At 39.0% G+C, this 23,105-nt stretch carries 16 protein-coding genes; 15 read left to right on the top strand and 1 reads right to left on the bottom strand.

The genetic code is table 11. The features are described 5' to 3' along the window. Positions 1 to 753: 753 nt before the first annotated feature. From ACN1CD_RS15700 to ACN1CD_RS15640, 13 genes are all read left to right on the top strand, one after another. Positions 754 to 3,099, top strand: coding sequence for a beta-L-arabinofuranosidase domain-containing protein (locus tag ACN1CD_RS15700; RefSeq protein ID WP_419131335.1), 2,346 nt, complete (start codon positions 754 to 756; stop codon positions 3,097 to 3,099). 207 nt (positions 3,100 to 3,306) lie between these two features. Continuing rightward, complete coding sequence (locus tag ACN1CD_RS15695; protein WP_419131334.1) at positions 3,307 to 3,804, top strand: phosphoheptose isomerase; 498 nt, start codon at positions 3,307 to 3,309, stop codon at positions 3,802 to 3,804. Between the two features lie 158 nt (positions 3,805 to 3,962). Beyond that, entirely contained in the window at positions 3,963 to 4,691 is a 729-nt protein-coding gene (locus ACN1CD_RS15690) for an acyl-CoA desaturase (RefSeq protein WP_419131333.1), read from the top strand. Positions 4,692 to 4,954: 263 nt separating this feature from the next. Next, positions 4,955 to 5,287 (top strand): DUF1475 family protein, encoded by a 333-nt coding sequence (locus ACN1CD_RS15685; protein ID WP_419131332.1) that lies wholly within the window; start codon positions 4,955 to 4,957, stop codon positions 5,285 to 5,287. 67 nt (positions 5,288 to 5,354) lie between these two features. Then, positions 5,355 to 6,167: a DUF1295 domain-containing protein gene (locus tag ACN1CD_RS15680; protein WP_419131331.1), complete on the top strand. Its 813-nt coding sequence runs from the start codon at positions 5,355 to 5,357 to the stop codon at positions 6,165 to 6,167. A gap of 77 nt (positions 6,168 to 6,244) precedes the next feature. After that, positions 6,245 to 7,276 (top strand): SAM-dependent methyltransferase, encoded by a 1,032-nt coding sequence (locus ACN1CD_RS15675; RefSeq protein WP_419131330.1) that lies wholly within the window; start codon positions 6,245 to 6,247, stop codon positions 7,274 to 7,276. A 117-nt stretch (positions 7,277 to 7,393) separates the two neighbouring features. Next, the gene (locus ACN1CD_RS15670; RefSeq protein ID WP_419131329.1) at positions 7,394 to 8,638 is read left to right on the top strand and encodes an NAD(P)/FAD-dependent oxidoreductase; all 1,245 of its coding nucleotides are present in this window, start codon (positions 7,394 to 7,396) and stop codon (positions 8,636 to 8,638) included. 194 nt (positions 8,639 to 8,832) lie between these two features. Then, the gene (locus tag ACN1CD_RS15665; protein ID WP_419131328.1) at positions 8,833 to 9,645 is read left to right on the top strand and encodes a DUF1365 domain-containing protein; all 813 of its coding nucleotides are present in this window, start codon (positions 8,833 to 8,835) and stop codon (positions 9,643 to 9,645) included. A 13-nt stretch (positions 9,646 to 9,658) separates the two neighbouring features. Then, entirely contained in the window at positions 9,659 to 10,897 is a 1,239-nt protein-coding gene (locus tag ACN1CD_RS15660) for a class I SAM-dependent methyltransferase (protein ID WP_419131327.1), read from the top strand. A 433-nt stretch (positions 10,898 to 11,330) separates the two neighbouring features. After that, entirely contained in the window at positions 11,331 to 13,787 is a 2,457-nt protein-coding gene (locus ACN1CD_RS15655) for a TonB-dependent receptor domain-containing protein (protein ID WP_419131326.1), read from the top strand. A 269-nt stretch (positions 13,788 to 14,056) separates the two neighbouring features. Next, complete coding sequence (locus ACN1CD_RS15650; protein ID WP_419131325.1) at positions 14,057 to 17,191, top strand: SusC/RagA family TonB-linked outer membrane protein; 3,135 nt, start codon at positions 14,057 to 14,059, stop codon at positions 17,189 to 17,191. A gap of 12 nt (positions 17,192 to 17,203) precedes the next feature. Next, positions 17,204 to 18,637 carry a SusD/RagB family nutrient-binding outer membrane lipoprotein gene (locus ACN1CD_RS15645; protein ID WP_419131324.1) on the top strand — a complete coding sequence of 478 codons (1,434 nt, stop codon included), beginning with the start codon at positions 17,204 to 17,206 and terminating at the stop codon, positions 18,635 to 18,637. 127 nt (positions 18,638 to 18,764) lie between these two features. Continuing rightward, positions 18,765 to 20,843: a S9 family peptidase gene (locus ACN1CD_RS15640; RefSeq protein ID WP_419131323.1), complete on the top strand. Its 2,079-nt coding sequence runs from the start codon at positions 18,765 to 18,767 to the stop codon at positions 20,841 to 20,843. On the opposite strand, the gene ACN1CD_RS15635 is transcribed toward ACN1CD_RS15640, so the two are convergent. Continuing rightward, positions 20,840 to 22,501: an ABC transporter substrate-binding protein gene (locus tag ACN1CD_RS15635; protein WP_419131322.1), complete on the bottom strand. Its 1,662-nt coding sequence runs from the start codon at positions 22,499 to 22,501 to the stop codon at positions 20,840 to 20,842. The genes ACN1CD_RS15640 and ACN1CD_RS15635 overlap by 4 nt on opposite strands. 19 nt (positions 22,502 to 22,520) lie before the next feature. Here ACN1CD_RS15635 and ACN1CD_RS15630 point away from each other — a divergent pair, with 19 nt between their 5' ends. Continuing rightward, positions 22,521 to 22,973: a hypothetical protein gene (locus ACN1CD_RS15630; protein WP_419131321.1), complete on the top strand. Its 453-nt coding sequence runs from the start codon at positions 22,521 to 22,523 to the stop codon at positions 22,971 to 22,973. Next, positions 22,963 to 23,103, top strand: coding sequence for a hypothetical protein (locus ACN1CD_RS15625; RefSeq protein WP_419131320.1), 141 nt, complete (start codon positions 22,963 to 22,965; stop codon positions 23,101 to 23,103). The genes ACN1CD_RS15630 and ACN1CD_RS15625 overlap by 11 nt, the downstream gene beginning before the upstream one ends. The last annotated feature ends 2 nt before the right edge of the window (positions 23,104 to 23,105 follow it).

Here is a 23,105-nt window from a genome sequence, read left to right as displayed (position 1 = left end):
GGTTGCATCTGATGAGCTATATCAATTTGATTGACTTTTTGAATAATCCTGAAAAGCTATATACCCCACCTCAGAGCCAACAGCTGAAATTGGGGGGCTTTGATATCAGTTTCAAAACATAAACCCAATTATTTTGACCGAAATCAAACCTTTTTTCCAACAATTTTTTTTTACCGGACAACAGTGAATCAAGTTCAGGAGGACGACCGTTTTAAACCACCGTTCATGCAAGAGTGAAAAGCCCCCTATCCGCCTGGCGGCACCTTTCCCCGGGAGGGGAAAGGGCGAGAGAAAATAGCAGTCTTCACGGCTAGCGATTAAAAATAGTTCGCTGCGCTCAGAATGACAGCGAGGGGGCGAACCTAGCTATTCGCACCCTGCTACCCGGCCTAGGAAATGATGGAAGGAGAAAACGTTTAAAGCTTCAACTACAAATTTTCATACCATCACAACCCAAGGCAGCGCGTTATCTCCCGATTTTTTATCGGGTGCTTGTGCTGCCGAAATAAAGCTTTAACGAATTTATCCGACATCAGTTCCCAGCCTTGATTTTTGCTTCTTTTCATCTAAGGAAAAGAAGAAAGCCCTTCGGCGGCTAGCCGAGGCAAGGATGATGTGGCTGGCTGGTAGGCAAAAAGACCTTTAAGCAGAACAGATGCCGATAGATTTTGTATATTTGAGATTAAACAACCAAATATTTATCCCAATGCTAAATGCATTATTATTCCCTTTCCAGGAAGATAACCTATCACCATGAAGCGAATCATTTTTTTCTTATTTATTTCTGCATTTTCTGTTCAAATCATTGCGCAAACTAAACTTCAGGCTTTCAAACTGATGGATGTTAGACTGCTGGAAAGTCCGTTTCTAAAAGCTGAAAAAACTGATCAGGCTTACATGCTTTCGTTGGATCCTGATCGATTGTTAGCGCCATATCTAAAAGAAGCAGGCTTAGCACCTAAAGCAGAATCTTATGGGAATTGGGAAAATACAGGTTTGGATGGACATATCGGCGGTCATTATGTTTCGGCGCTTTCTTTAATGTATGCTTCAACAGGTGATCAGAAAGTTAAATCGAGACTTGATTATATGCTCAATGAACTGGAGAAGTGCCAGCTAAAAAATGGAAATGGTTATCTGTCAGGCGTACCGGGTGGTAAAGAAATCTGGGCGCATATTAAATTGGGCAATATCAAATCTTCCAGTTTTTCGCTAAATGGAAAATGGGTACCGCTCTATAATATTCATAAAATCTTTGCGGGTTTACACGATGCTTATGCCATTGCAGGCGATGAAAAAGCAAAAAAAATGCTCATCAAATTAACAGATTGGTGTATAGATTTGGTTTCCGGTTTATCTGATGATCAGATTCAGGAACTATTAAAAAGTGAGCATGGCGGCCTGAACGAAATATTTGCAGATGTTTATGCCATCACGGGCAATAAGAAATACCTTAAACTGGCCAGACAATTTTCTGATCAATCTATTTTAAAACCCCTATTGGCACAAAAAGATGCATTAAATGGCTTACATGCCAATACACAGATTCCAAAAGTAATTGGTTTTGAACAAATAGCGTTAGTGGATCAGGATAGGGATTGGGGCAAAGCCGCAGATTTTTTCTGGCAAACGGTGGTGAATAACAGAACCGTTGCCATTGGTGGAAATAGTGTGAGGGAACACTTTCATCCGTCGAATGATTTTTCTTCTATGCTCGAATCGAGAGAAGGACCGGAGACCTGCAACTCGTATAATATGCTTAAGCTTACTAAGCAATTGTTTCTCGATGCACCTTCCATAAAATATTTAGATTATTACGAAAGAACGCTATATAATCATATTTTAACTTCTCAAAGGGCAAATGGTGGGTTTGTTTACTTCACACCCATGCGGCCCGGACATTACCGTACGTATTCAGAACCGCAGGAAAGTTTCTGGTGTTGTGTAGGTTCAGGGCTCGAGAATCATGGTAAATATGGTGAGTTAATTTACGCACATGACGATCGAAATATTTATGTCAATCTTTTTATCCCATCAACGCTTACCTGGAAAGAAAAAGGTTTAAGTTTAACACAGGAAACAGACTTCCCAGAAAAAGAGTTCACCGAATTAAGACTTAAAACAGCTAAAAAAGAACGTTTTGCAATTAACTTAAGATATCCATCCTGGCTGGCGGAAGGCCAAATGACGATCCTTGTTAATGGAAAGAAAGTGGCAGCAAAAGCAATGGGGAATGGTTATGTAAGTATTGATCGGATTTGGTCATCAGGCGATGTGGTAAAAATTATGCTTCCTATGCACAATACTATCGAATTTATGCCTGATGGATCTGATTGGGCGGCTTTCCTTCAAGGACCAATTGTTATGGCAGCAGAATTAGATACACTTCAGCAACCTAATTTAACTGCCGATGGAAGCCGGATGGGGCACATTGCATCCGGCGCATTATTCCCACTTAGTGAGGCACCACTGGTATCTGGGAACAAAGCAGATCTTGCTAAAAAACTTATTGCTGTTGAAAATGAACCACTGACTTTTAGTGTGCGAAATGCTGTTTATCAACCCAAATACAAAGACCTTAAACTGGTTCCCTTTTATCGTTTGTCAGAAAAGCGCTATGTAGTTTATTTTCCTTACTCAAATCCGGAAAACCTTGCTGAAAGGGCGAAAGCCATCAAAATTGCTGAAATAGATAAAGATAAGCTGGAAAAAGAAACCGTCGATCTGGTGAGCACAGGCGAACAACAGCCAGAATCAGATCATGGTTTTAAAGGTGAAAAAACAGATAATGGAATTTTTCAGGATCGGCATTTTAGAAATGGTGAAGGATGGTTTAGCTATAATCTGAACAATGATGGTTTAACAGCTAGAAAAATCAGGCTAACTTTTTACGGGAAAGAAAAAAAGAAAGACTTTTCTATCTTAATTAACAATAAAAGCATTGCAAAGGTAAGCCTGGACGGTACTAAAGGAAATATTTTTTATACTCAGGATTTTGAAATTCCTGAACAGTTATTGGCTAAGCAAATGGAACTTAAGCTGGAAGCAAATACAGGGTCTTCCATTGCAAATGTATATGAAATAAGGCTGGTAAAATAGTTCTCATGGTTTCAACCATCACGCTCCCATGGTTTGGTGACACACCAACCATCACGCCGATACGCTCTACGCCTATGGTAGGTGACTCACCAACCATATCGCATCTAACTTCCACTTCATCATTATTTTAAAATAAAAAACACACCTGAAAAAAATTAAAGCCCGAAATGGTTTTTTTAACTTCAAAGCATTATTTTTACGCCAATTATGGAAAACGACAAAAGAGAAATATTCGATAGCGTTGCGCAACGTTTAAAAATTGAAGGTTTTAATGTAGTAAACCGCGATGAAACACGTCCTTGGGGAGGTTTCTTCGTAATTGACGAAGCCCAGGCTCAGCAGTTTGCCGATACTTATTTTGACGGATTAGATGTAGAGGATTTAAAAATAGGTGGTAAATTAAGTCCGAAAATATTAATAGTAGCCCCCAACACACGTTTATCTTGGCAATATCACCACCGTAGGGCAGAAATCTGGCAAGTGGTAACGGGTACGGTTGGTATTAAAACCAGCGAGACAGACGAAGAAGGAGAAGTGAAAAAATATGCACCTAAAGATCAGATCAAATTACAGCAAGGTGAGCGTCACCGCTTAATTGGTTTAGAAGATTGGGGCGTAGTTGCAGAAATCTGGCAGCATACTGATGCTTCCAACCCATCAGATGAAAGCGACATTGTAAGGGTTCAGGACGATTTCGGTAGATAGTAAACATTTCATAAATACATTTAAAGGCACGTCAGGTGTTCTCTCGTGCCTTTTTTAACACATTTTTATAGTTCGTTTAAACAACGAAAATTTCTAAACGGCGACTTTAACAAAACTAAAAGTTAATAAATACCGTTTATATAGCATACACACAATACATGATTATCCTTATATTCTTCCTTTGCCATTGGTTTTTATCACTTTTTAGCCAAACCTTTTTCCTCCACCGTTATTCATCTCATAAAATGTTTAAAATGGAGCTTTTTTGGGAAAGATTTTTCTACCTGATTTTATTGATTTCTCAAGGTTCATCGTTTTTAAATCCGAGGGCTTACGCCATTTTGCACAGGATGCACCATGCGTATAGCGATACGGAGAAAGATCCGCATTCCCCTCATTTTTTTAAGGATGTATTCGGGATGATGATTGCAACGAAGAACATGTACATGAGTTATCTTCATTTCAAGGTACAGCCAGAACCGGCCTTTCAGGGGAATTATCCAGAATGGCCAGTGGTAGATCGCATTGGCGATTCATGGTTATGGAGAATTGGGTGTGGCTTATTCTATATAGGTTTTTATATTGCTTTTGCCAACCATTGGTGGTTATTTATCTTGTTGCCTGTTCACTTTTTAATGGGTCCATTACATGGTGCAATTGTAAACTGGTGTGGCCATAAATATGGTTATTCAAACCATGATAATGACGATCACAGTAAAAATTCATTGCCGTGGGATTTCCTTTTAATGGGTGAATTATTTCAAAACAATCACCATAAAAGACCAAATAGCCCAAACTTCGCTACAAAATGGTGGGAATTCGATCCAACTTATCCAGTAATGAAAGTATTGCATTGGATGAAGATTATTAAGATTAGAAAAGTTTAATTTTCGTCTCCTTAAGCACTTAGCTTATTGAATCTTAATAGGTCAAAGAAGTTGTAGGTAAACTTTTTGTTCGTTTTTAGCCTGTTAGATCTTAGGTGGTAAATGTGATGTGTTGTATTCCTATCTGGCGCTAATTCTCAACACCGTAGGCATCTTAGCTTAGACACCAAATATAAGTCCTTGTTTATAAGAAATTCTAGATTCTCAAATCTGAAATACCTGAAATTACGTTTCTTAGTTGGTTAATCAAACAAACCTTCGCTATGATCAATTTCCTGAAAATTATATTCTCGGCACTATTCGTTTTCATGTGTTATAAAGTAATCAGCACCTCATTAGAAAGCAACCTTTTTGAGCAGTGGGATTTTCTCGGCAGCATTCCCTGGATGCGCGCAACACTATGGGATTTCTATGCCAACATCTTCATCATCACCCTGTGGATGTTTTACAAAGAGAAAAACGTTATTCTTAAAATCTCTATCACCATTTTGTTCGTATGTTTAGGAAGCATAGCAACCCTGGCTTATGTTTTAGTTTATCTTTTTAAACTGAAGGATGGTGAGGGCATTAAAGAATTACTGAGCAATAGGGCGTAGGATTAAAGTTGTAGGGTGTCTTGCTAAAGTCTTAGCGATGTGAATGTAGCCTTAAATCTTTTACCTTATGCTTCTTCAAATAAAACAAATACTTTTCATTGCCCTGATTTCCTTAATGGCCTGTTGCAGCATCATGTTTCTGGTTTGGCTCTGGGCTAAGAAAATTAAAAACGCAGGAGTGGTAGATGTTTTTTGGGCGCTCAACTTCCCGGTTATTACGGTGATTACTTTCTTTTTATCTGAAGGATTTGAAACCCGGAAAATCCTCATTTGTGCTGCATTTTTAGTGGCAGAGTTGAGATTAGGACTTCATTTATGGCAACGTGTTATCGGACATATTGATGAGGAAGAAGGCCGATATCAGCAACTTAGGAAAGAGTGGGGCGAAAAGGCCGATCGAAATCTCTTCATTTTTTTTCAGTTTCAAGCAATTTCAAATGTTATTCTTGCTATTCCTTTCTTTATAATTGCGGCCAATCCATCAACCAAAATTCATCTACTCGAATACATCGGTTTGGCCATTTGGTTAGTTGGATTTGTTGGCGAGATGATCGCAGATCGGCAACTGGCTGCTTTTAAAAAAGACCCTGAAAACAAAGGTAAGGTCTGTGATACCGGAATGTGGTACTACAGTCGCCACCCCAATTATTTTTTCGAATGGTTAACCTGGATGGCTTATTTCATCTTCGCCCTGGCCTCACCCTGGGGTATTTTAGCAGTGATCAGTCCGGCTATTATTTTATACCTGCTTACCAAAGTTACAGGCGTTCCCAATAATGAAGAACAAAACTTGCGCAGCAAGCCAGAGGCATATAAAAAATATCAACAAACAACAAGTTCCTTTTTTCCTTGGAGAAAAAAGTTAAAGGTTATAAGTTGAAAGTTACCTGTCAGTGAGCATACAACTTATTATAAACATCCAAACTTATAACCTATAACCCATAACCTACAACTTCAATGTGGTACGATAAACTTTTAGAAAACGATAAACTTCCTGATACAGCCCTTCGCATGGGAATCAGAAAACTGTGTAAGCAGCGTTTAGATGATGAAACCTTGGGTGATGAAGAATTGCAGCAGGAAAAATTTATGGATTTGGTCGCCGAATTAAGGCAATCGCCCATTGCAGTTAACACCGCTGAAGCGAATGAACAGCATTATGAGTTACCTACCGAATTTTTTCAGTATTGCCTGGGTAAAAACTTAAAATACAGCAGCGGTTATTGGAAGCCTGGGGTAAAAGATATTGATACATCAGAAGATGATATGCTGGCTTTGACCTGCAAGAGGGCAGATTTACAAAACGGTCAGAATATTTTAGAATTGGGCTGCGGCTGGGGTTCGCTTTCTTTGTACATGGCAGCAAAATTTCCAGATAGCACCATTACCGTTGTATCAAATTCGGCAACGCAAAAGGTTTTTATTGATGAAACAGCGAAGCAAAGAGGCATTCAAAACTTAACGGTTTTAACAGCCGATATGAACACCTTTACCATTGCAGATACTTTTGATCGAATTGTTTCCGTGGAAATGTTTGAGCACATGAGAAATTATAGATTCTTGTTGAATAAGGTGGCTGGTTTCTTAAAGCCAGATGGTAAATTGTTCGTTCATATTTTTACGCATAAAACGCTGGCTTATAAGTTTGAGGTGATCGATGAAACCGATTGGATGAGTAAATACTTTTTTACCGGCGGGATTATGCCATCAAACCATTTGTTTTTCTATTTTAATGATGACCTGAAAATAGATAAACATTGGGTGGTGAATGGAACCAATTATGGTAAAACATCCGAAGCCTGGTTAAGTAATATGGATAAGCATAAAAAAGAAATTATGCCCATTTTAGAAAATACCTATGGCAAAGATCAGGCAGTTAAATGGTGGGTGTACTGGAGGTTGTTTTATCTTTCTTGTGCCGAATTGTTTAATTACAATAAAGGAAACGAGTGGATGGTTTGCCATTATTTGTTCGAAAAGAACCAATAGGGATGGAAGAGGTAGGAGGTTAGATAGGCAATGTCAGCAAGGCGTCCATATCCATCATTCATCTACATTTTTGCCCTTTATAGTCCATTATCCATTTTACCTCATCCATTTTTAATAATGAAAAAGCTCGCCATTATAGGCTCAGGAATAGCAGGCATGGGTTGTGCTCATAAACTGCAGCATCAATACGATATTACTATTTTTGAAGAAGCAGATTATATTGGTGGTCATACCAATACCGTTACGCTTGAAGAAGATGGGAAACCTATTTATCTCGATTCTGGCTTCATGGTTTTTAACTATGAAACGTATCCGCATCTAACAGAGATGTTTGCCGAAATTGATGCGCCAGTAATGAAAACCGATATGTCTTTCAGTGTTCAGTTTTTGCCTAAAAAGTTAGAATATAGTGGCTCCAGTTTAAATCATCTTTTCGCACAGCGGAAGAATTTGTTTAACATTTCGTATCTGAAAATGCTGATGCAGATCAACCGTTTCAATAAACAGAGCATCGAAATTTTAGATCAGCCACAATATCAGGATTACTCAATCGGGAGGTTTTTTAAGGAATTCGGCTACAGTGATGAAATGCTTTGGCAATACCTCATCCCAATGAGTGCTGCGGTTTGGAGCGCGCCCATGGAACAAATTCTGGATTTTCCAGCCATTACCTTAATTAGGTTTTTTAAAAATCATGGCTTTTTAGGCTTAGATACGCAGCATCAATGGTATACGTTGGAAAATGGAAGTCAGGCATACCGTGAAAAACTAATCGCTCCATTCCGCGATCGGATCAAGATCAATAATAAAATTGTTTCTGTTCGAAGACTTGAAAATGGGAAGGTGGAAGTGATAAATGCTGAAGGCGAAGTTTATGAATTTGATAAAGTGATTATGGCCTGTCATGCTGATCAGACTTTTGGAATAGTGAAAGACAAAACTGCTTTAGAAACGGAATTGCTTTCAAAGTTTAAATATCAACTGAATAAGGCCATTGTGCACACGGATGAAGATCAAATGCCTAAAGCAAAACTGGCCTGGAGCAGTTGGAATTATCGGGTAGAAAAACAAGGCGACAAATTATTACCAAGTACAATTTACTGGATGAACAGCTTGCAAGGCGTTTCTAAAAAAACAAATTATTTTGTGTCGATCAATCCTACCGCGACTTTAAATCCCGATAAAATTGTGAAGGAAATTGATTATCACCATCCATTGTTTGATGTGCCGGCCATGCAAGCGCAAGAACAGCTTTCACGTTTAAATGAAACCGGACCTGTTTATTATTGCGGCAGTTATTTTAAATATGGCTTCCATGAAGATGCGTATAAAAGTGCGGTTGATTTATGCAGGGGACTTTAAATAGCAAAATCGTCATTGCGAGGAACGAAGCAATCTACCTAGACTGATCCTCCATTAAATTTTGGGGCAGCAAGATCTGTTAATTTGAAGTTAATAGGTTAGAGATTCTTCGCTGCGCTCAGAATGACAATTGCCTATTCATTACAATAATGCTTCCGCTTACGGATAAAACTTTTATTTAAATTGTATTATAAATGCCTTTTACATCCTCTATTTTTACTGCTAAAGTAATGCATCATCGCCTTGCGCCAAAAAAGCATTCATTTTGGTATAACGTGTATATGTTTTATGTTGATTTAGATGAGATTGACTTATTGGCAAAAAAACTCAGATGGTTTAGCAGAAACAGCTTTAATCTATTTTCTTTCAGAGATGCTGAGCACCTACAATTACCGAAAAATCATCCTGATCAAACTAAAAACACAAGGCAGCATTTAGAAACTTATTTAAAAGAGAACGGCATTGATGGCTCAGATTTAAAAATCATGTTGCTAACCAATTTCAACGTGCTTAGTTATAATTTTAATCCGGTTTCCTTTTATTATTGTTTTGATCGGGAAGAAAATCCTGTTTGTTGCGTGGCCGAAATCAGCAATACTTACCGCGAAATGAAACTATTTTTCTTTGGTAAGGAAGAATTGGAAGGCAATACCTTTAAAAAAATCACCACTAAATACTTTTATGTTTCACCATTTATAGACCATGATGATGTGTTTGATTTCAGTTTGAAGATCCCTGGAAACAAGTTAGACATCAGGATTGATGATTTGGATAAAGATGGAAACCGGTTTTTCATCAGCACTTTGATGGGCGAACGCAAGCCGTTGAGCGATGTAAATCTGTGGCGGTATTTTCTTCAGATTCCGTTGATCCCGCTGCAAATTATGGGGATGATTCATTGGCAGGCTTTTAAGCTTTGGTTAAAAAAAATCCCTTTTCATCCGAAAGCCGAAAACCCTGAGCTGCAACGTAACGTATATAAACCCTATAAACCACAAACAAAATAGACTCGAACAGCTTATGAATACCGTTGTCGCCACAAAAACATCAATAGGTTTCTTTGAAAAAGTAGTATTAAATGCACTATCAAAGATGATATTGGGAAGGTTGGAGCTTTCATTACCGAATGGAGAAATGCTGACTTTTGGAAATGGTGAAGACAAGATTTCGGCTACCATTCAGGTTAACCATCCGGATTTTTTCAAATCTATTGCTTTATACGGTGATATTGGTTTCGGCGAAGGTTATGTGGCAGGCTTGTGGGATACTTCCAACATTACCAATGTAATTAAGTGGGTTATTTTGAATATCGAAAACGCACCATCAATTACCGGCAGCAAGGTGAAATCTGTAGCGCTTAACTTATTTAAGTTGGTAAACAAGGTAACTCATGTGCGCCGGGCAAATACATTAGCGGGTTCTCAGAAAAATATTGCTGAACATTATGATTTAAATAACGATTTTTTCGCTACTTTTTTGGATAAAACCATGACCTATTCCAGCGGTTACTTTTTAAATGAAAATGTGGGGCTTGAAGAATCTCAATACGCTAAATATGATCGATTGGCGAAGCACCTTAGAGTAAAACCAACCGACCATGTATTGGAAATTGGCAGTGGCTGGGGTGGAAATGCAATTTTCCTGGCGAAAAATTATGGTTGCAAAGTTACATCCGTTACCATTTCAAAAGAACAACAAAAACTGGCGATTGAACGTGTGAAAGCAGAAGGTTTGGAAGATCAGGTTTCTATTATTATTCAGGACTACCGTAAAATTGAAGGTACATTCGACAAAATCGTGTCGATAGAAATGCTGGAAGCTGTAGGGCATCAATATCTCGAAACCTATTTTGAAAAATGCCAGTCGCTCTTAAAACCAGATGGGATTTTTGCTTTCCAGGTTATTACTTCGCCAGATTGCAGGTATAAAAAACTTAGAAGTGGGGTAGACTGGATTCAAAAGCACATTTTCCCAGGTTCGCTTTTACCATCTGTTGCGGCAATTAATAAGGCTATAAACAATACAGGCGATTTAACTTTAGTAGATTTGAAAGATATGGGATTGGATTATGCAAAGACCCTTCACCTCTGGTACCTGGAATTTAATAAACATTTAGACCAGGTAAAGGGATTGGGTTTTGATAATGAATTTATCCGCAAGTGGAATTATTACCTCAATTACTGCGAAGCTGCCTTTGCGATGCGAAATATTAATGTTATGCAACTGGTTTATACCCGCCCAAATAATACCTCCAGGTAAGAAAAGGGAATGGGAAACGGGAAATAGAAAATAGAAAAAAACAACGAACAGCGGCAAACGAACAACGATTTTATGGGTATGTAAAATAAACTGTGTCAATCTAAAATAATACTTCTCAAAAAAATCCTAGTTCAAATCTAATATCATTCATCAGGAAACCTAATGGCAAGTTTCTTAGCAGTTGTAGCCCAATTGGGGAAAAACAACGAACAACGGCAAACGAACAACGATTTTATATCCATTTTTTGTGCTTCTTCATCACCCATCTTCCACATTTACATCTTCCATCTCACCTATTTTCCTCACCCCATCTTTATTTACCGAGAAAAGTCGCACCTTTGCCGATTAAATTAACACGGTTGCGTGAAAAGTATGCTACACTGTTGTAACAAATCGCATCTTGCGCAGACTAATAAAAAACTAACTCATTAACATGAAACAATTTTTACTCTCGATCCTCATTCTCGGAACATTCATAAATGCAAATGCCCAATTTCCTGCTGGTGGTTTTGGTGGAGGAGCAAAGAAACCAACGGTATTTGGCCGTATTACCGCCACAATTTTAGATTCCGTTACCAAACAACCAATTGATTATGCAACCGTATCTTTAATCAATGCGAAAGACAACAAATCAGTAAATGGCGGTGTAACCGATCCAAAAGGTAAATTATCACTGCAAAATATCGCTCCTGATACCTACAAACTAATGATTGGATTTATGGGATATAAAACCAAATCCATCACGGTTACCACAACCCCGGCAAAACCAGATCAGAATTTAGGAACCATTTACATCTCTTCTACAGAGAATACATTGGCTGATGTTCAAATTCAGGGAACAAAAGCAGTAATTGAAAATAAAATCGATAGAATGGTTTACAATGCAGAAGCTGATGGAACAAATGCCGGAGGCGATGCCACAGATGTAATGCGTAAGGTGCCGATGCTTTCTGTTGATGTTGATGGAAACGTTCAGCTACGCGGTGGTGCGGTTCGTGTTTTAATTAATGGTAAACCTTCGGGAACAATGGCCAGCAGTGTTTCTGATGCCTTGAAAATGATTCCTGCAGAACAAATTAAAAGTGTAGAGGTAATTACAAGCCCTTCAGCTAAATATGATGCAGAGGGTTCTGGCGGAATTATCAATATCATCACTAAAAAATCAAATGCACAGGGCGTTAGCGGAAGTGTAAATACATCCGTAGGAACCAGACAAAATAATGGCGCTTTTAACTTAACTGCTAAAACCGGACGTTTAAGTGTAAATACAAGTTTAGGTGCAAATTTAGCCTATGCACAAGATTCCAGGTTATTATTTGAAAACAATACCCGTACAGATTCTGCCGGAACAACAAGAATCAATAGCATTATTCAGAATGGTGTATCCAAATTTAGCCGCAATGGTTACAATGGAAGTTTGGGCGCAGATTATGATTTTAATGCTTATAACAACGTAAGTACTACCTTTAAATACAATAATTTTTCTAACGGTGGTCCCGGAAGTGCTGACTATATTTTAAATGGCATTCCGCTCAGAAACGTAAGTAATATGGATGTAGGTTTCAATAATTTCGATTGGAATGTTGATTATAAACATACCACTAAAAAAGAAGGTGAAGAATTTACCATTTCAGGCCAGTTATCATCAGGAAAAAACTCAACAGATTTTGAGAATGAAATTATAGGAAGTTCTTTCCCACCGATAAACAACAGCAACACGGGTAAGAACAAAGAATATACTGCACAAACGGATTATACTTACCCATTCAGTAAATCGACCATATTAGAAGTTGGTGCGAAGGGAATTTTCAGAAATATTAATAGTGAATTTTCTACCAATGCTGCTCAGGATTTTGAATACAATCAGGATGTTGCGTCAGCCTATGGTGTAATCAGCTTCAAATTAAGTAAGAAATTAAATTTTAAAGGAGGTTTAAGGTCAGAATATACCACGATAGATTTTAATACAGCACAAGGCGGTAATCAGAAAAATGATTATTTCAATCTATTTCCAAGCGCAATCATCTCTCAAACCTTAAAGGGAAATGCAACTTTAAAACTGAGTTATAACCGTAGGGTGCAGCGACCAAGCTTAGCTTATTTAAATCCTTTCCGTAACGAAAGCGATCAGTTTAACATCCGCCAGGGTGAACCTACATTAAACCCGGAGTTAAGTGATAACCTTGAACTTGGTTATTCCACTTTTATTAAAGGTTCTGTAATTAATGCTTCCGTATTTTACCGTCGTACAGGTGGTGTAATCGAAAGTTCAATTACGCCATTTAGAGAGGGTAGTTTAGATAAAACTTTAACTACTTATATCAACGTGGGTACCGCACAAACCTATGGTGCTAATGTATTTGCCTCTTACAACCCAAAACCAAAATGGACTTTGATGACTAATCTTGGTGTAAATACTTATGAAGTAAGCAACACGCAAACCGGGATTAGTACAGGAACATTTTTAAATTATAATATTTTCGGTCGCTCTGCTTATGGTTTTGGTAAAGGTTATAACTTCGAACTGTTTGGAGTGGTTAACTCACCAAGAAGAACTTATCAGGGGAAAACAGATGCGATGATTTTTTATGGAGCATCTTTCAAAAAAGACATCTGGAATAAAAAAGGTTCAATCGGAATCAATACCTTAAATCCGTTTGCCCGTGATTTACACATCAGAACGGTGAACAATTCTGTAACTACTGCAGGTAATAAAACGAGCACACTTTTCCAAAGCTCTAATATCTACTATCCATTGCGTTCATTTGGTGTGAACTTTAGCTACTCTTTTGGAAAGTTGAAATTTACAGAGAAGAAAAAGATTAAAAACGACGATGTGAAGCAAGATCAGCAGCAAGGCGGCGGAATGGGAGGCGGTTTACAGCAATAAGTAACAGCATAAATAAAATATTGAAGCGCTTTCGGAATTATCCGGAAGCGCTTTTTGTTTATGGATTTATTTGGTGTGTGAAAATCACACTAAGTGATTGATTTTTTTATGTAAAAGGGGTTTGATTGCATATATTATTGAAGTTATGGTAATATTTTAGTGTGTTTTGCGGTTTAATGCGGAATTTCATTCTGCTTTTTGCGGTATTTTTCCACTAAAACGTTATATTGCATCTGCTAACGATGCATCAAACCCTAAATTCTTGAAATATGAAAAAAGTTTTTACTTCACTTTTTTTTCTGTGCTTTTTATTCATCGGGCTATCCTCCTTTGCCCAGGTAAAAACGGTAACAGGGAAAATCACATCCACAGACGATGGAGGGCCACTGCCCGGAGCAAGTATCAAAATTAAAGGTAGCAATACCGGAACTTCAACAGATGGAAACGGAAACTTCACCATTCAGGTGCCTTCATCCAGCGCTGTACTGATGATCAGTTTGGTGGGCTACAAAATGCAGGAAATTGCAGTGGGCGACAGAACAACTATCAACCTCACACTTGCTTCAGATTCACAAGAACTTCAGGAAGTAACAATATCAACGGCGCTGGGAATTACCAGGCAAGCAAAATCACTCGGTTATGCCGCGCAGACAGTAAATGATAAAGATTTAAATTTCAATCATCAGCCCAACCTGCTCAATGCTTTACAAGGAAAGGTTGCAGGTGCAACAATATCAAGCACAGGTGGTGGACCGGGGCAAGGTGCGAGTATCAGAATAAGAGGGGTAAATTCAATAGATCCGAATATTTCTGGCGATCCGCTTTACGTCATTGATGGCGTACAAATTGATAACTCCACTTCTACCCAGGGCGCAAATCCAGGTGGAAATGCTTATGGTTCGAGAGGGGTAACCAACAGGGCTTCTGATGTTAATCCTGATGATATCGAAACCATTAATATTTTAAAAGGTGGTGCCGCAACAGCGCTTTATGGTTTAAGGGGTGCAAATGGTGTGGTGGTTATCACGACCAAAAGAGGCAAGCAAAATGGAATCCAGATCAACCTCAATAGCAGTTATGGCTTCGATGAAGTTTTGAAAAGTCCGAAGGTACAAACTGAATTTACGCAAGGCGTGTTAGGTGTATATACCAATCCTCCTGGCGGAATCGGCCCTGCCTGGGGACCAACAATTGCAGAAGCTAAGCTGATCGATCCAACCCATCCCGATAAACTTTATAATAATTATGATCAGGCATTTGGTACTGGTCAACAGGTAAAAAACTCCCTTTCCTTAACTGGCGGAAGTGATGTGGTTAAATTTTTCTCTTCCATTTCACAGCTTTATCAGAAAGGAATGATGCCGAATACCGATAACAAAAATTTCTCCGGAAGATTAAATACTGATTTTATTATCAGTCCGAAGTTAAAAGCCTCTGTAAATATGAACTTTACCAACTCGGGCGGTTATACCTATAGCGCCGATCGCTTTGGCGAGGGTTTGGCGTATTTCTCGCCGAGGTATGATGTTGCAGATTATCAGAATCCTGATGGTTCTCAAAAATACTTAGGCACCAACAACCCGATCTGGGGTACCGCGAACAATAAGCTAAAGAGCGACGTAAACCGATACATTGCAGGTGCAAGCTTAACATATGATCCGCTAAAATGGTTAAACTTCTCTTATCGTTTCGGCGTAGATACCTATAATGAAAACAGAGTGAGAACCGCCCGTGGGCCAATGTATACCGGAGAAGCAATGTATGATAACGACCAGGGATATTATGGTGAATATAACACTAAATTCAGAACCTTGAACAGCACCTTTGTAGCAACTGCTTCAACCAAAATAGGTGAAGACATTACGGGTACGCTTAGATTAGGGCAAGAACTTTATGACCGCAGAATCAAAGAAATCGGAACGTTGGGCAGTATTCTGGGAATTTATAATTTCTTCAATCTCGCCAACGCAGGTGTACTTACGCCAAGCCAGGCACTGAGAGAAAAACGCCTGATTGGTTATTTCGGTGAGGCAACTTTCGATTATAAAAACTACCTGTTTTTAACCTTAACAGGAAGAAATGATATCACCTCTACACTTCCTAAAGAAAACAGGTCTTTCTTTTACCCATCTGCCAGTTTAAGTTATGTCTTTTCCGATCAGTTCAAATTGCCGGAAGTGATCAGCCAGGCTAAATTAAGATTATCTTATGCTCGTATTGGAAAAGACGCATCAGAATACTCCACTTTCACAGGGTACACACCGTACATTTCTTTACCTACCGGAACAGGTGGTTTAACCATAGGCGCAAATCTGGGCAATCCGGATTTATTGCCTGAATTTACCAATACTTACGAAGCCGGTTTAGAAATGTCGTTCTTTAAAAACCGAATCGGATTTGATTTCACTTACTATTATTCTTTAAGTACAGACCAGATTATCCAAACACAAATATCATCTGCGGTGGGTTACGTAACCAAGTCGATCAATGCAGGTGACATCCGAAACCGTGGGGTAGAGTTGGTGATTAACGGTAAACCAATTGTTGGGAAGGATTTCAATTGGAGTACCAACCTTAACCTTTCTGCAAATAGAAATAAGGTGCTTTCTATGCCGAACGGAATTACCGAAATTGTTTACGGCGCAGCCAGAGGTTATGGAAATGCGGGCGTAACAATGAAACTCATCGAAGGCCAGGCTTATGGCAATATCTACGGTAGTTATTTCAACCGATATTATGGCGGGCAGGCAGAAGATCCGGTTTACTTAGATAAAAACCTTCCGCTGTTAATTGGCGCAAATGGCTTCCCAAGTATTTCAGGTGGTAAACAAAAACTACTGGGAAATTCTCAGCCAGATTATATTATTGGTTTCGGGAATAACTTTAGCTACAAAAATTTTAGTTTAAATGTATTGTTCGATGCCCGTTTAGGTTTTGAAAAATACAACTGGCTGGAAGATTTCTATTCTGCATTCGGCTTGCCGGATTATACTTCAGATCGAAGAACCACTAGGGTTTTTGATGGTGTTTTGGCAAATGGTCAGCCCAATACAAAACCCGTTTACATGGGGCAAAGATTAGGCCCGGATAATGTAGATTATGGCGAAGGTTATTATCGGATTTTATACCGCAACGTTTCGGAGCCATTTGTGAGCGATGCTTCCTGGGTACGTTTACGCTCGGCAAGTTTGAGTTACCGCTTACCAGCGGAATGGTTACCCGCGAAAGCCATTAAAAATGCTTCCTTATCAGTAACCGGAAATAATTTATGGTTGTGGACTAAATATTATGGCGTAGATCCTGAATCCAGTTCTTACGATTCTGGCAGCAACAACGACGGTTCCGCAGGATTTACCTATCCTTCGGCACGTACCATTATGTTTTCCCTTAATGTTGGTTTTTAAAAAAGAATTAAGATGCAAAAGATTATAAAATATACTTTGTTTTCGGCCGTAATTGCAACATTAGGGTTGCAAAGCTGTAAGGATAGTTACTTCGATAAATTATCTGATAACCCAAACCAGGTTGCCAATCCAACGCTAAATACACTGTTGGCTACCTCAACTTATAAAGCTGGTTTCAATAACTATAGTGTGGCCACAATTATCCTGCCTTATGTGCAGTATACCGCAAACCCTGCGGCGAATGGTGCCGGAGATACGTATCAGGCAATTGATTTCAGCGGTACCTGGGATTTACTTTATTTCGCTATGGCCGATGCCAACGAGATGAAGAAGCTGGCGATCACACAAAATTCAAGTGAGTATAAAGGTGTGGCCGATGTTTTAATCGCTTATAATTTAATGATGGTGAACGATCTTTGGGGTAATGCCCCATTTTCTGAAGCTTTCAATATTAATAATCTCGTTCCTAAATATGATAAGCAAGAAGATGTTTATGCCTCAACAATGGCATTGGTAGACGAAGCGATTGTAGAGTTAGCTAAAACAGATGCTACCGTGAAACTTGCTGCGGCCAGCGATTTAATTTATGGAACTACGGCTTCTATAGAAAGGGCAAATTGGTTAAAAATGGCCTATGGCTTAAAAGCAAGGTTATTAAATAAAGTAAGTAAGCGCAATACTCACAACCCAGCAGCAGTGTTAGATGCGGTGAGTAAGTCTTTTGCCAGTAATGATGAAGATGCCAGAATGCAAACTTTCAGAGAACGCAGTCCATGGGCTACCGTTGCACAAAATAACGAACAACAATCACTTGGGGGCTGGCTTTCAGAGCAATTAATAGATGCTTTAAACGGCAAAAGCTATCCAGTATTTGATCCACGCTTGCCGAAAATCACTGATTTAACAGTCGATGGAAAATATATTGGCACTGTCAACGGCGCCGGAAACAGATTGCCAGGGGCAAATACCAGGAAAGATGAGAATTACATTTCCCGCAATTCCCCATGGAGTGGTAATACTTCGCCGATTTTTATCATTACCTATGCAGAGTTGAAGTTTATTGAAGCTGAAGCTGCCTTTGATATTGATAGAACACGATCGTACAATGCCTATTTAACGGCGATCCGTGCGAACATGGATAAGTTTCAGGTAGCAGCAGCCGATAAAGAGGCTTATATGGCTCAACCGACAGTTGCTGTAGGTGCTTCGGCGCTAACCAAGGACCTGATTTTTAAAGAAAAATACATCGCCACTTATTTAAATCCAGAGGCCTGGAACGATGCACGTCGTTTCGATTACAGATACAAAGATTTTACTATGCCAGCCAATGCGTCATTACCTACATTTATTCGCCGTTTAGATTATCCGCAGGGCGAAAGAAGTAAAAATGGAGCAAATGTTCCGGTGGAAGTTTTAAGAACCACCAGGCTTTGGTGGGATCAATAAAATCTTTTTGCTATAGGTTGGTCTTACTAACATAATTACTAATCACAGATGGACGCGGATAAACACGGGTTTTCTATCGGTTGGTGTCTCACCAACCGAAAATTAGACCATTCCAAAATCCCAAATTATGAAACCATCACTTTTTACCCTGCTGTTATTGATTTTATCATCCTGCATTTTTGCGCAATCTTTTTCCATTCAATCGGTTCTCAGTTATCCATTTCCTACACAATTAGTTGCTGCCCCTGCCGGATCAAAAATTGCATGGGCGGCAAATGAACAAGGTAAAAGGAATATTTACCTTGCAGAAGCACCAACATATGAAGCTGTAAAACTGACTGATTATAACGATGACGACGGGCAAGAACTGACCAGTCTTTCTATATCTGCGGATGCAAACTGGCTTGTTTTCGTTAGGGGTGGAGATCATGGAGGCAGAGATGGTGGCCCAGTGAATGCATCATCAGCGCCCATTGCGCCTAAAATGCAGGTATTAGCCTTAAATATTAAAGATAGAAGTATAAAGGTTTTAGGCGAGGGTGATCATCCATTGATTTCGCCTGATAGTAAAACGGTTATTTTCGACAATGCCGGGCAAATTAAAAGTGCTCCCCTCGATGGATCTTCAACGGCAACCAGCTTATTTTATGCAAAAGGTACAAATAGCAATTATAAATGGTCGCCCGATGGCAAGAAATTAGTTTTCGTTTGTAACCGGGCCGATCATTCATACATCGGGATTTTTGTTGATCAGAAAACCCCCATCCAATGGTTATTGCCAGCTTTTTCCAGAGATGTAACACCAACCTGGTCGCCTGATGGAAACGAGATCGCTTTCGTTAGATTACCATGCTTAGGTAGTGAAACCGATTCTATTTTAGCCAGAAAACATCAGCCATGGGCAATATGGAAAGTTAATGTTAATACGGGTAAAGGACAACAACTTTACAAAGCACCTGAAACGATCAGGGGTTCATTTCCGGCAATGGAAGGCGGAGCCAATTTGATGTGGGCAAATGGAAGAATTGTTTTTACTTCTTATCAGGATGGGTGGCCACATCTATATTCGATGAACACCGATGGAACTGATCAAAAAATCCTTACTCCGGGCAACTTCACTGTAGAAAATATTGAGCTGAGCAACGATAAAAAGACACTCGTTTTTGCGGCCAATACTGGTAAAAATATGGACGATTTAGATAGAAGACATATTTATCGGGTTTCTGTCGAGCAAGCAGATATGGAATTACTTACCTTAGGAAAAGGGATTGAGGCTTATCCGGTAATTTCTGGCGACAATAAAAATATTTTTTGCCTGAGTTCCAATGCCCGGCAGCCGTTGTTGCCAGCGCTTATTAATCATGGCAAGCTCAAATTAATAGGGTCAGAATTAATTCCGAAAGATTTTCCATTAAATGCCATGGTTACGCCTGAACACGTGGCCTTTAAAGCTATGGATGGAAACATGGTTTACGGGCAACTTTTTTCTCCCAAAAAGATCGTAAAAAATCATCCAGCCATTGTATATGTGCATGGCGGTCCGCAGAGGCAGATGTTGCTGGGTTGGAATCCAATGGATTATTATGCTATCGATTATGCTTTAAATCAGTACCTGGTGAGCATGGGTTTTACGGTGCTGTCGGTAAATTACCGATTGGGTTTAGGCTATGGATATGATTTTCATAAACCACTAAATGCTGGTGCGCAGGGTGCTTCAGAATATCAGGATATTAAAGCGGCTGGTGAATGGCTAATGAAACAACCCAATATCAACCCGGAAAAGATTGGTATTTATGGCGGATCTTATGGAGGTTATCTAACCGCTTTGGCTTTAGGGAAAGATTCTAAATTATTTGCCGCTGGTGTTGACATTCATGGCGTAAATAATAGATTCGGAAATAATTCAATAGCGGGAAAAGCGCCTGCTCCCGATGCAAATTTAGCGGAGAAAATCGCAATAGAATCTTCACCGATAACTTATATTAATACCTGGACTTCCCCAACATTAATTATTCATGCAGATGACGACCGCAACGTAGCTTTTAGCCAAAGTGTAGATTTGGCCAAACGTTTTGAAGAGAAGAAATTCGAGTTCGAATCTTTGGTTATTCCAGATGATACCCATCATTGGATGAAGTTTTCTAATGGTGTAAAAGTAAGCGAAGCAACGGCCGATTTCCTTAAACGGAAACTCCTGAAAGATTAGTTTTTCTTAATGTTTTTCAAAATCATTAAACTTAAGGCATTAAAAGCATAGCCGCTGATGTTATTTTGAAGCATCACTACAGATTGATCGTAAAATAGCGGCACCACTGGCGAATATTCCATCACCATTTGATCCATCTTCCGGTAAAGTTCGAAACGTTTCTGATCGTTAGTTTCATAATAACTTTGCTCAAATAATTTATCAAAGGCTTTGTTATAATAAGCAAAATAATTTGGTCCGTTGGGTACTTTGTTTTTTGAATAAAACATAGAAAGAAAGTTTTCACCATCGGCATAATCAGCAAGCCATGAACCACGAAAGAAATTCACATTGTTCTTAGACATCAGGTCTCTCAGACTAGCACTCGGACTTACATCGATTTTCACCTTCATGCCAATGTTGGTGAGTTCGCCCTGAATAAACTCAATCAAATCTTTGTAAGTAGTGGTGGTGTTCAGGGTGATTTCTGGTAAACCTTTTCCTCCAGGAAACCCAGCTTCTTTTAATAATCTGGCAGATAAAACAGGGTTATAAGTATATCCTTTTACAGCAAGGCTATCGAAACCAGGCATTCCTTTTGGGATAAAACCCGATGTTGCGGCAATACCTATTCCATTTCTCAGGTACCGGATCAGCTTGTCGCGATCAATCGCATAATTAATGGCTTGTCGTATTTTTTTAATCCTTAAAGGCGATTTTTTTACAAGGGCAAGATTGGTATCAACCAAAATTCCAACATATTCGGTACAGATATAAGGGCTTTTGGTTAGTGTAAATTTCCCTTTGTATTTCGATACCATTTTGCCACTTTTAGTGAGAATATCATCGCGGTAGCTGCCATCTACATTATAGTAAAAATCCAGGTCTTTTTTAAGGAAACTCATAAAGCCACTTTGCTTATCGGTGATAAAAGTTGCCTTTACTGCATCAAGATAAGGTAATTTAACTCCAGCTTGATCTTTCTCCCAATAGTTTTCGTTTTTCAACAGCACCAAGATTTCACCTTCTTTCCAGTATTTAAATTTGAAGGGTCCGGTACCAATCGGGTGACTTCTAAAATCCTTCCCATAATGCGCAACCACTTCTTTTGGCACTACAGAACAGTATTGTGTAGTAAGCAAATTCATAAAAGGAGGGAAGGGCTTAACCAGTTTAATTTGAAAGGTAGAATCGTTTAAAGCAATAAAATTATGCTGATCTTTTACCTTGTCGCTGAAAATCCATCCGCCAGAAGAGGCAACTTTTGGATCGATTAGCCTATAAAAACTGTAAGCAAAATCACTTGCAATAACTTTCCTGCCCTTACCACCCTTAAAAATTGGATCATCGTGAAAATAAACGTCATTGCGTAAATTAAAGGTATAAGTTAAGGCATCATCAGATACCATCCAGCTTTTGGCAATGCAGGGAATGGTTTTTATGCTGGAGTCAATTTGAACCAGGCCATTAAAAATCTGGTTAGTCATCCATATGGCGTTCTGATTACGGGCAAAAGCAGGATCGATAGAGGTTAAACCCTGATCCAGGTTGATATTAAAAGTCTTTTTGTTGCTATTTACGGTATCCCGATTGCAGGAAGTGAAAAGAATGCCAAAGAAAATCCAAAATATATACTTAAATGAGGCCTGCATGAAATAAGGATTGTTATTTTTGCACAAATTAATAAATTTAATGCAGATGTCTTTTTTAAACGATTTATTTATCGGCCTTGATGCCACAATCCGCGAAGATTTACAGGAACGTTTGGATATTGTGGAACACAAGATTAAATTTATGGATAAAGTTCCGGTGGCTTTATTAGATGTAAGCAACACGCCTAGCTATTTACTTTCTGAAGAAATCACCTTTGCCGGAGGTATGCTGGAAGCTGATATCCTGAGTGCTGTTTTTGTTATTTATTATCAACCCGGCAAAACCCTTACCGATTTGATGCGTGAAGTGCCATCTGTGTTGGGTGAGGATTGGCAAGCCGTAAAAAACAACCGCGTCATCTTACTCAACGACGATACAAGTCGTGAACGCTCAGCAGAAAATGCAGTGTCGTTAATTGAAGACCTTGCAGAAATGCTCCATCCAGGTTCATTTATTTTTGGCCATGAAGGCGATAAATGGATTCGGTTTGGAGTTTGAGAATAGCGGAAAGGGAAGATGGAAAAAGGAAGATGGAAAAAGGAAGATGGGAAATAGGGAAGGGGAAAATGGGGAATGGATAATGAGAGATAGGGAAAAGAAAAATCCGATCAGGGGAATAAAATTTTAAAT

The organism is Pedobacter sp. N23S346 (assembly GCF_048515415.1).
GTDB lineage: Bacteria > Bacteroidota > Bacteroidia > Sphingobacteriales > Sphingobacteriaceae > Pedobacter.
This window is presented reverse-complemented; position numbering and strand designations above follow the sequence as displayed.

What these genes read in the sequence shown, in the direction of transcription:
- ACN1CD_RS15650 (WP_419131325.1), top strand. Translation starts at nt 14,057, where the DNA reads ATGAAAAAAGTTTTTACTTCACTTTTTTTTCTGTGCTTTTTATTCATC.
- ACN1CD_RS15680 (WP_419131331.1), top strand. Translation starts at nt 5,355, where the DNA reads ATGCTTCTTCAAATAAAACAAATACTTTTCATTGCCCTGATTTCCTTA.
- ACN1CD_RS15660 (WP_419131327.1), top strand. Translation starts at nt 9,659, where the DNA reads ATGAATACCGTTGTCGCCACAAAAACATCAATAGGTTTCTTTGAAAAA.
- ACN1CD_RS15640 (WP_419131323.1), top strand. Translation starts at nt 18,765, where the DNA reads ATGAAACCATCACTTTTTACCCTGCTGTTATTGATTTTATCATCCTGC.
- ACN1CD_RS15630 (WP_419131321.1), top strand. Translation starts at nt 22,521, where the DNA reads ATGTCTTTTTTAAACGATTTATTTATCGGCCTTGATGCCACAATCCGC.
- ACN1CD_RS15695 (WP_419131334.1), top strand. Translation starts at nt 3,307, where the DNA reads ATGGAAAACGACAAAAGAGAAATATTCGATAGCGTTGCGCAACGTTTA.
- ACN1CD_RS15690 (WP_419131333.1), top strand. Translation starts at nt 3,963, where the DNA reads ATGATTATCCTTATATTCTTCCTTTGCCATTGGTTTTTATCACTTTTT.
- ACN1CD_RS15675 (WP_419131330.1), top strand. Translation starts at nt 6,245, where the DNA reads ATGTGGTACGATAAACTTTTAGAAAACGATAAACTTCCTGATACAGCC.
- ACN1CD_RS15655 (WP_419131326.1), top strand. Translation starts at nt 11,331, where the DNA reads ATGAAACAATTTTTACTCTCGATCCTCATTCTCGGAACATTCATAAAT.
- ACN1CD_RS15665 (WP_419131328.1), top strand. Translation starts at nt 8,833, where the DNA reads ATGCCTTTTACATCCTCTATTTTTACTGCTAAAGTAATGCATCATCGC.
- ACN1CD_RS15670 (WP_419131329.1), top strand. Translation starts at nt 7,394, where the DNA reads ATGAAAAAGCTCGCCATTATAGGCTCAGGAATAGCAGGCATGGGTTGT.
- ACN1CD_RS15700 (WP_419131335.1), top strand. Translation starts at nt 754, where the DNA reads ATGAAGCGAATCATTTTTTTCTTATTTATTTCTGCATTTTCTGTTCAA.
- ACN1CD_RS15685 (WP_419131332.1), top strand. Translation starts at nt 4,955, where the DNA reads ATGATCAATTTCCTGAAAATTATATTCTCGGCACTATTCGTTTTCATG.
- ACN1CD_RS15645 (WP_419131324.1), top strand. Translation starts at nt 17,204, where the DNA reads ATGCAAAAGATTATAAAATATACTTTGTTTTCGGCCGTAATTGCAACA.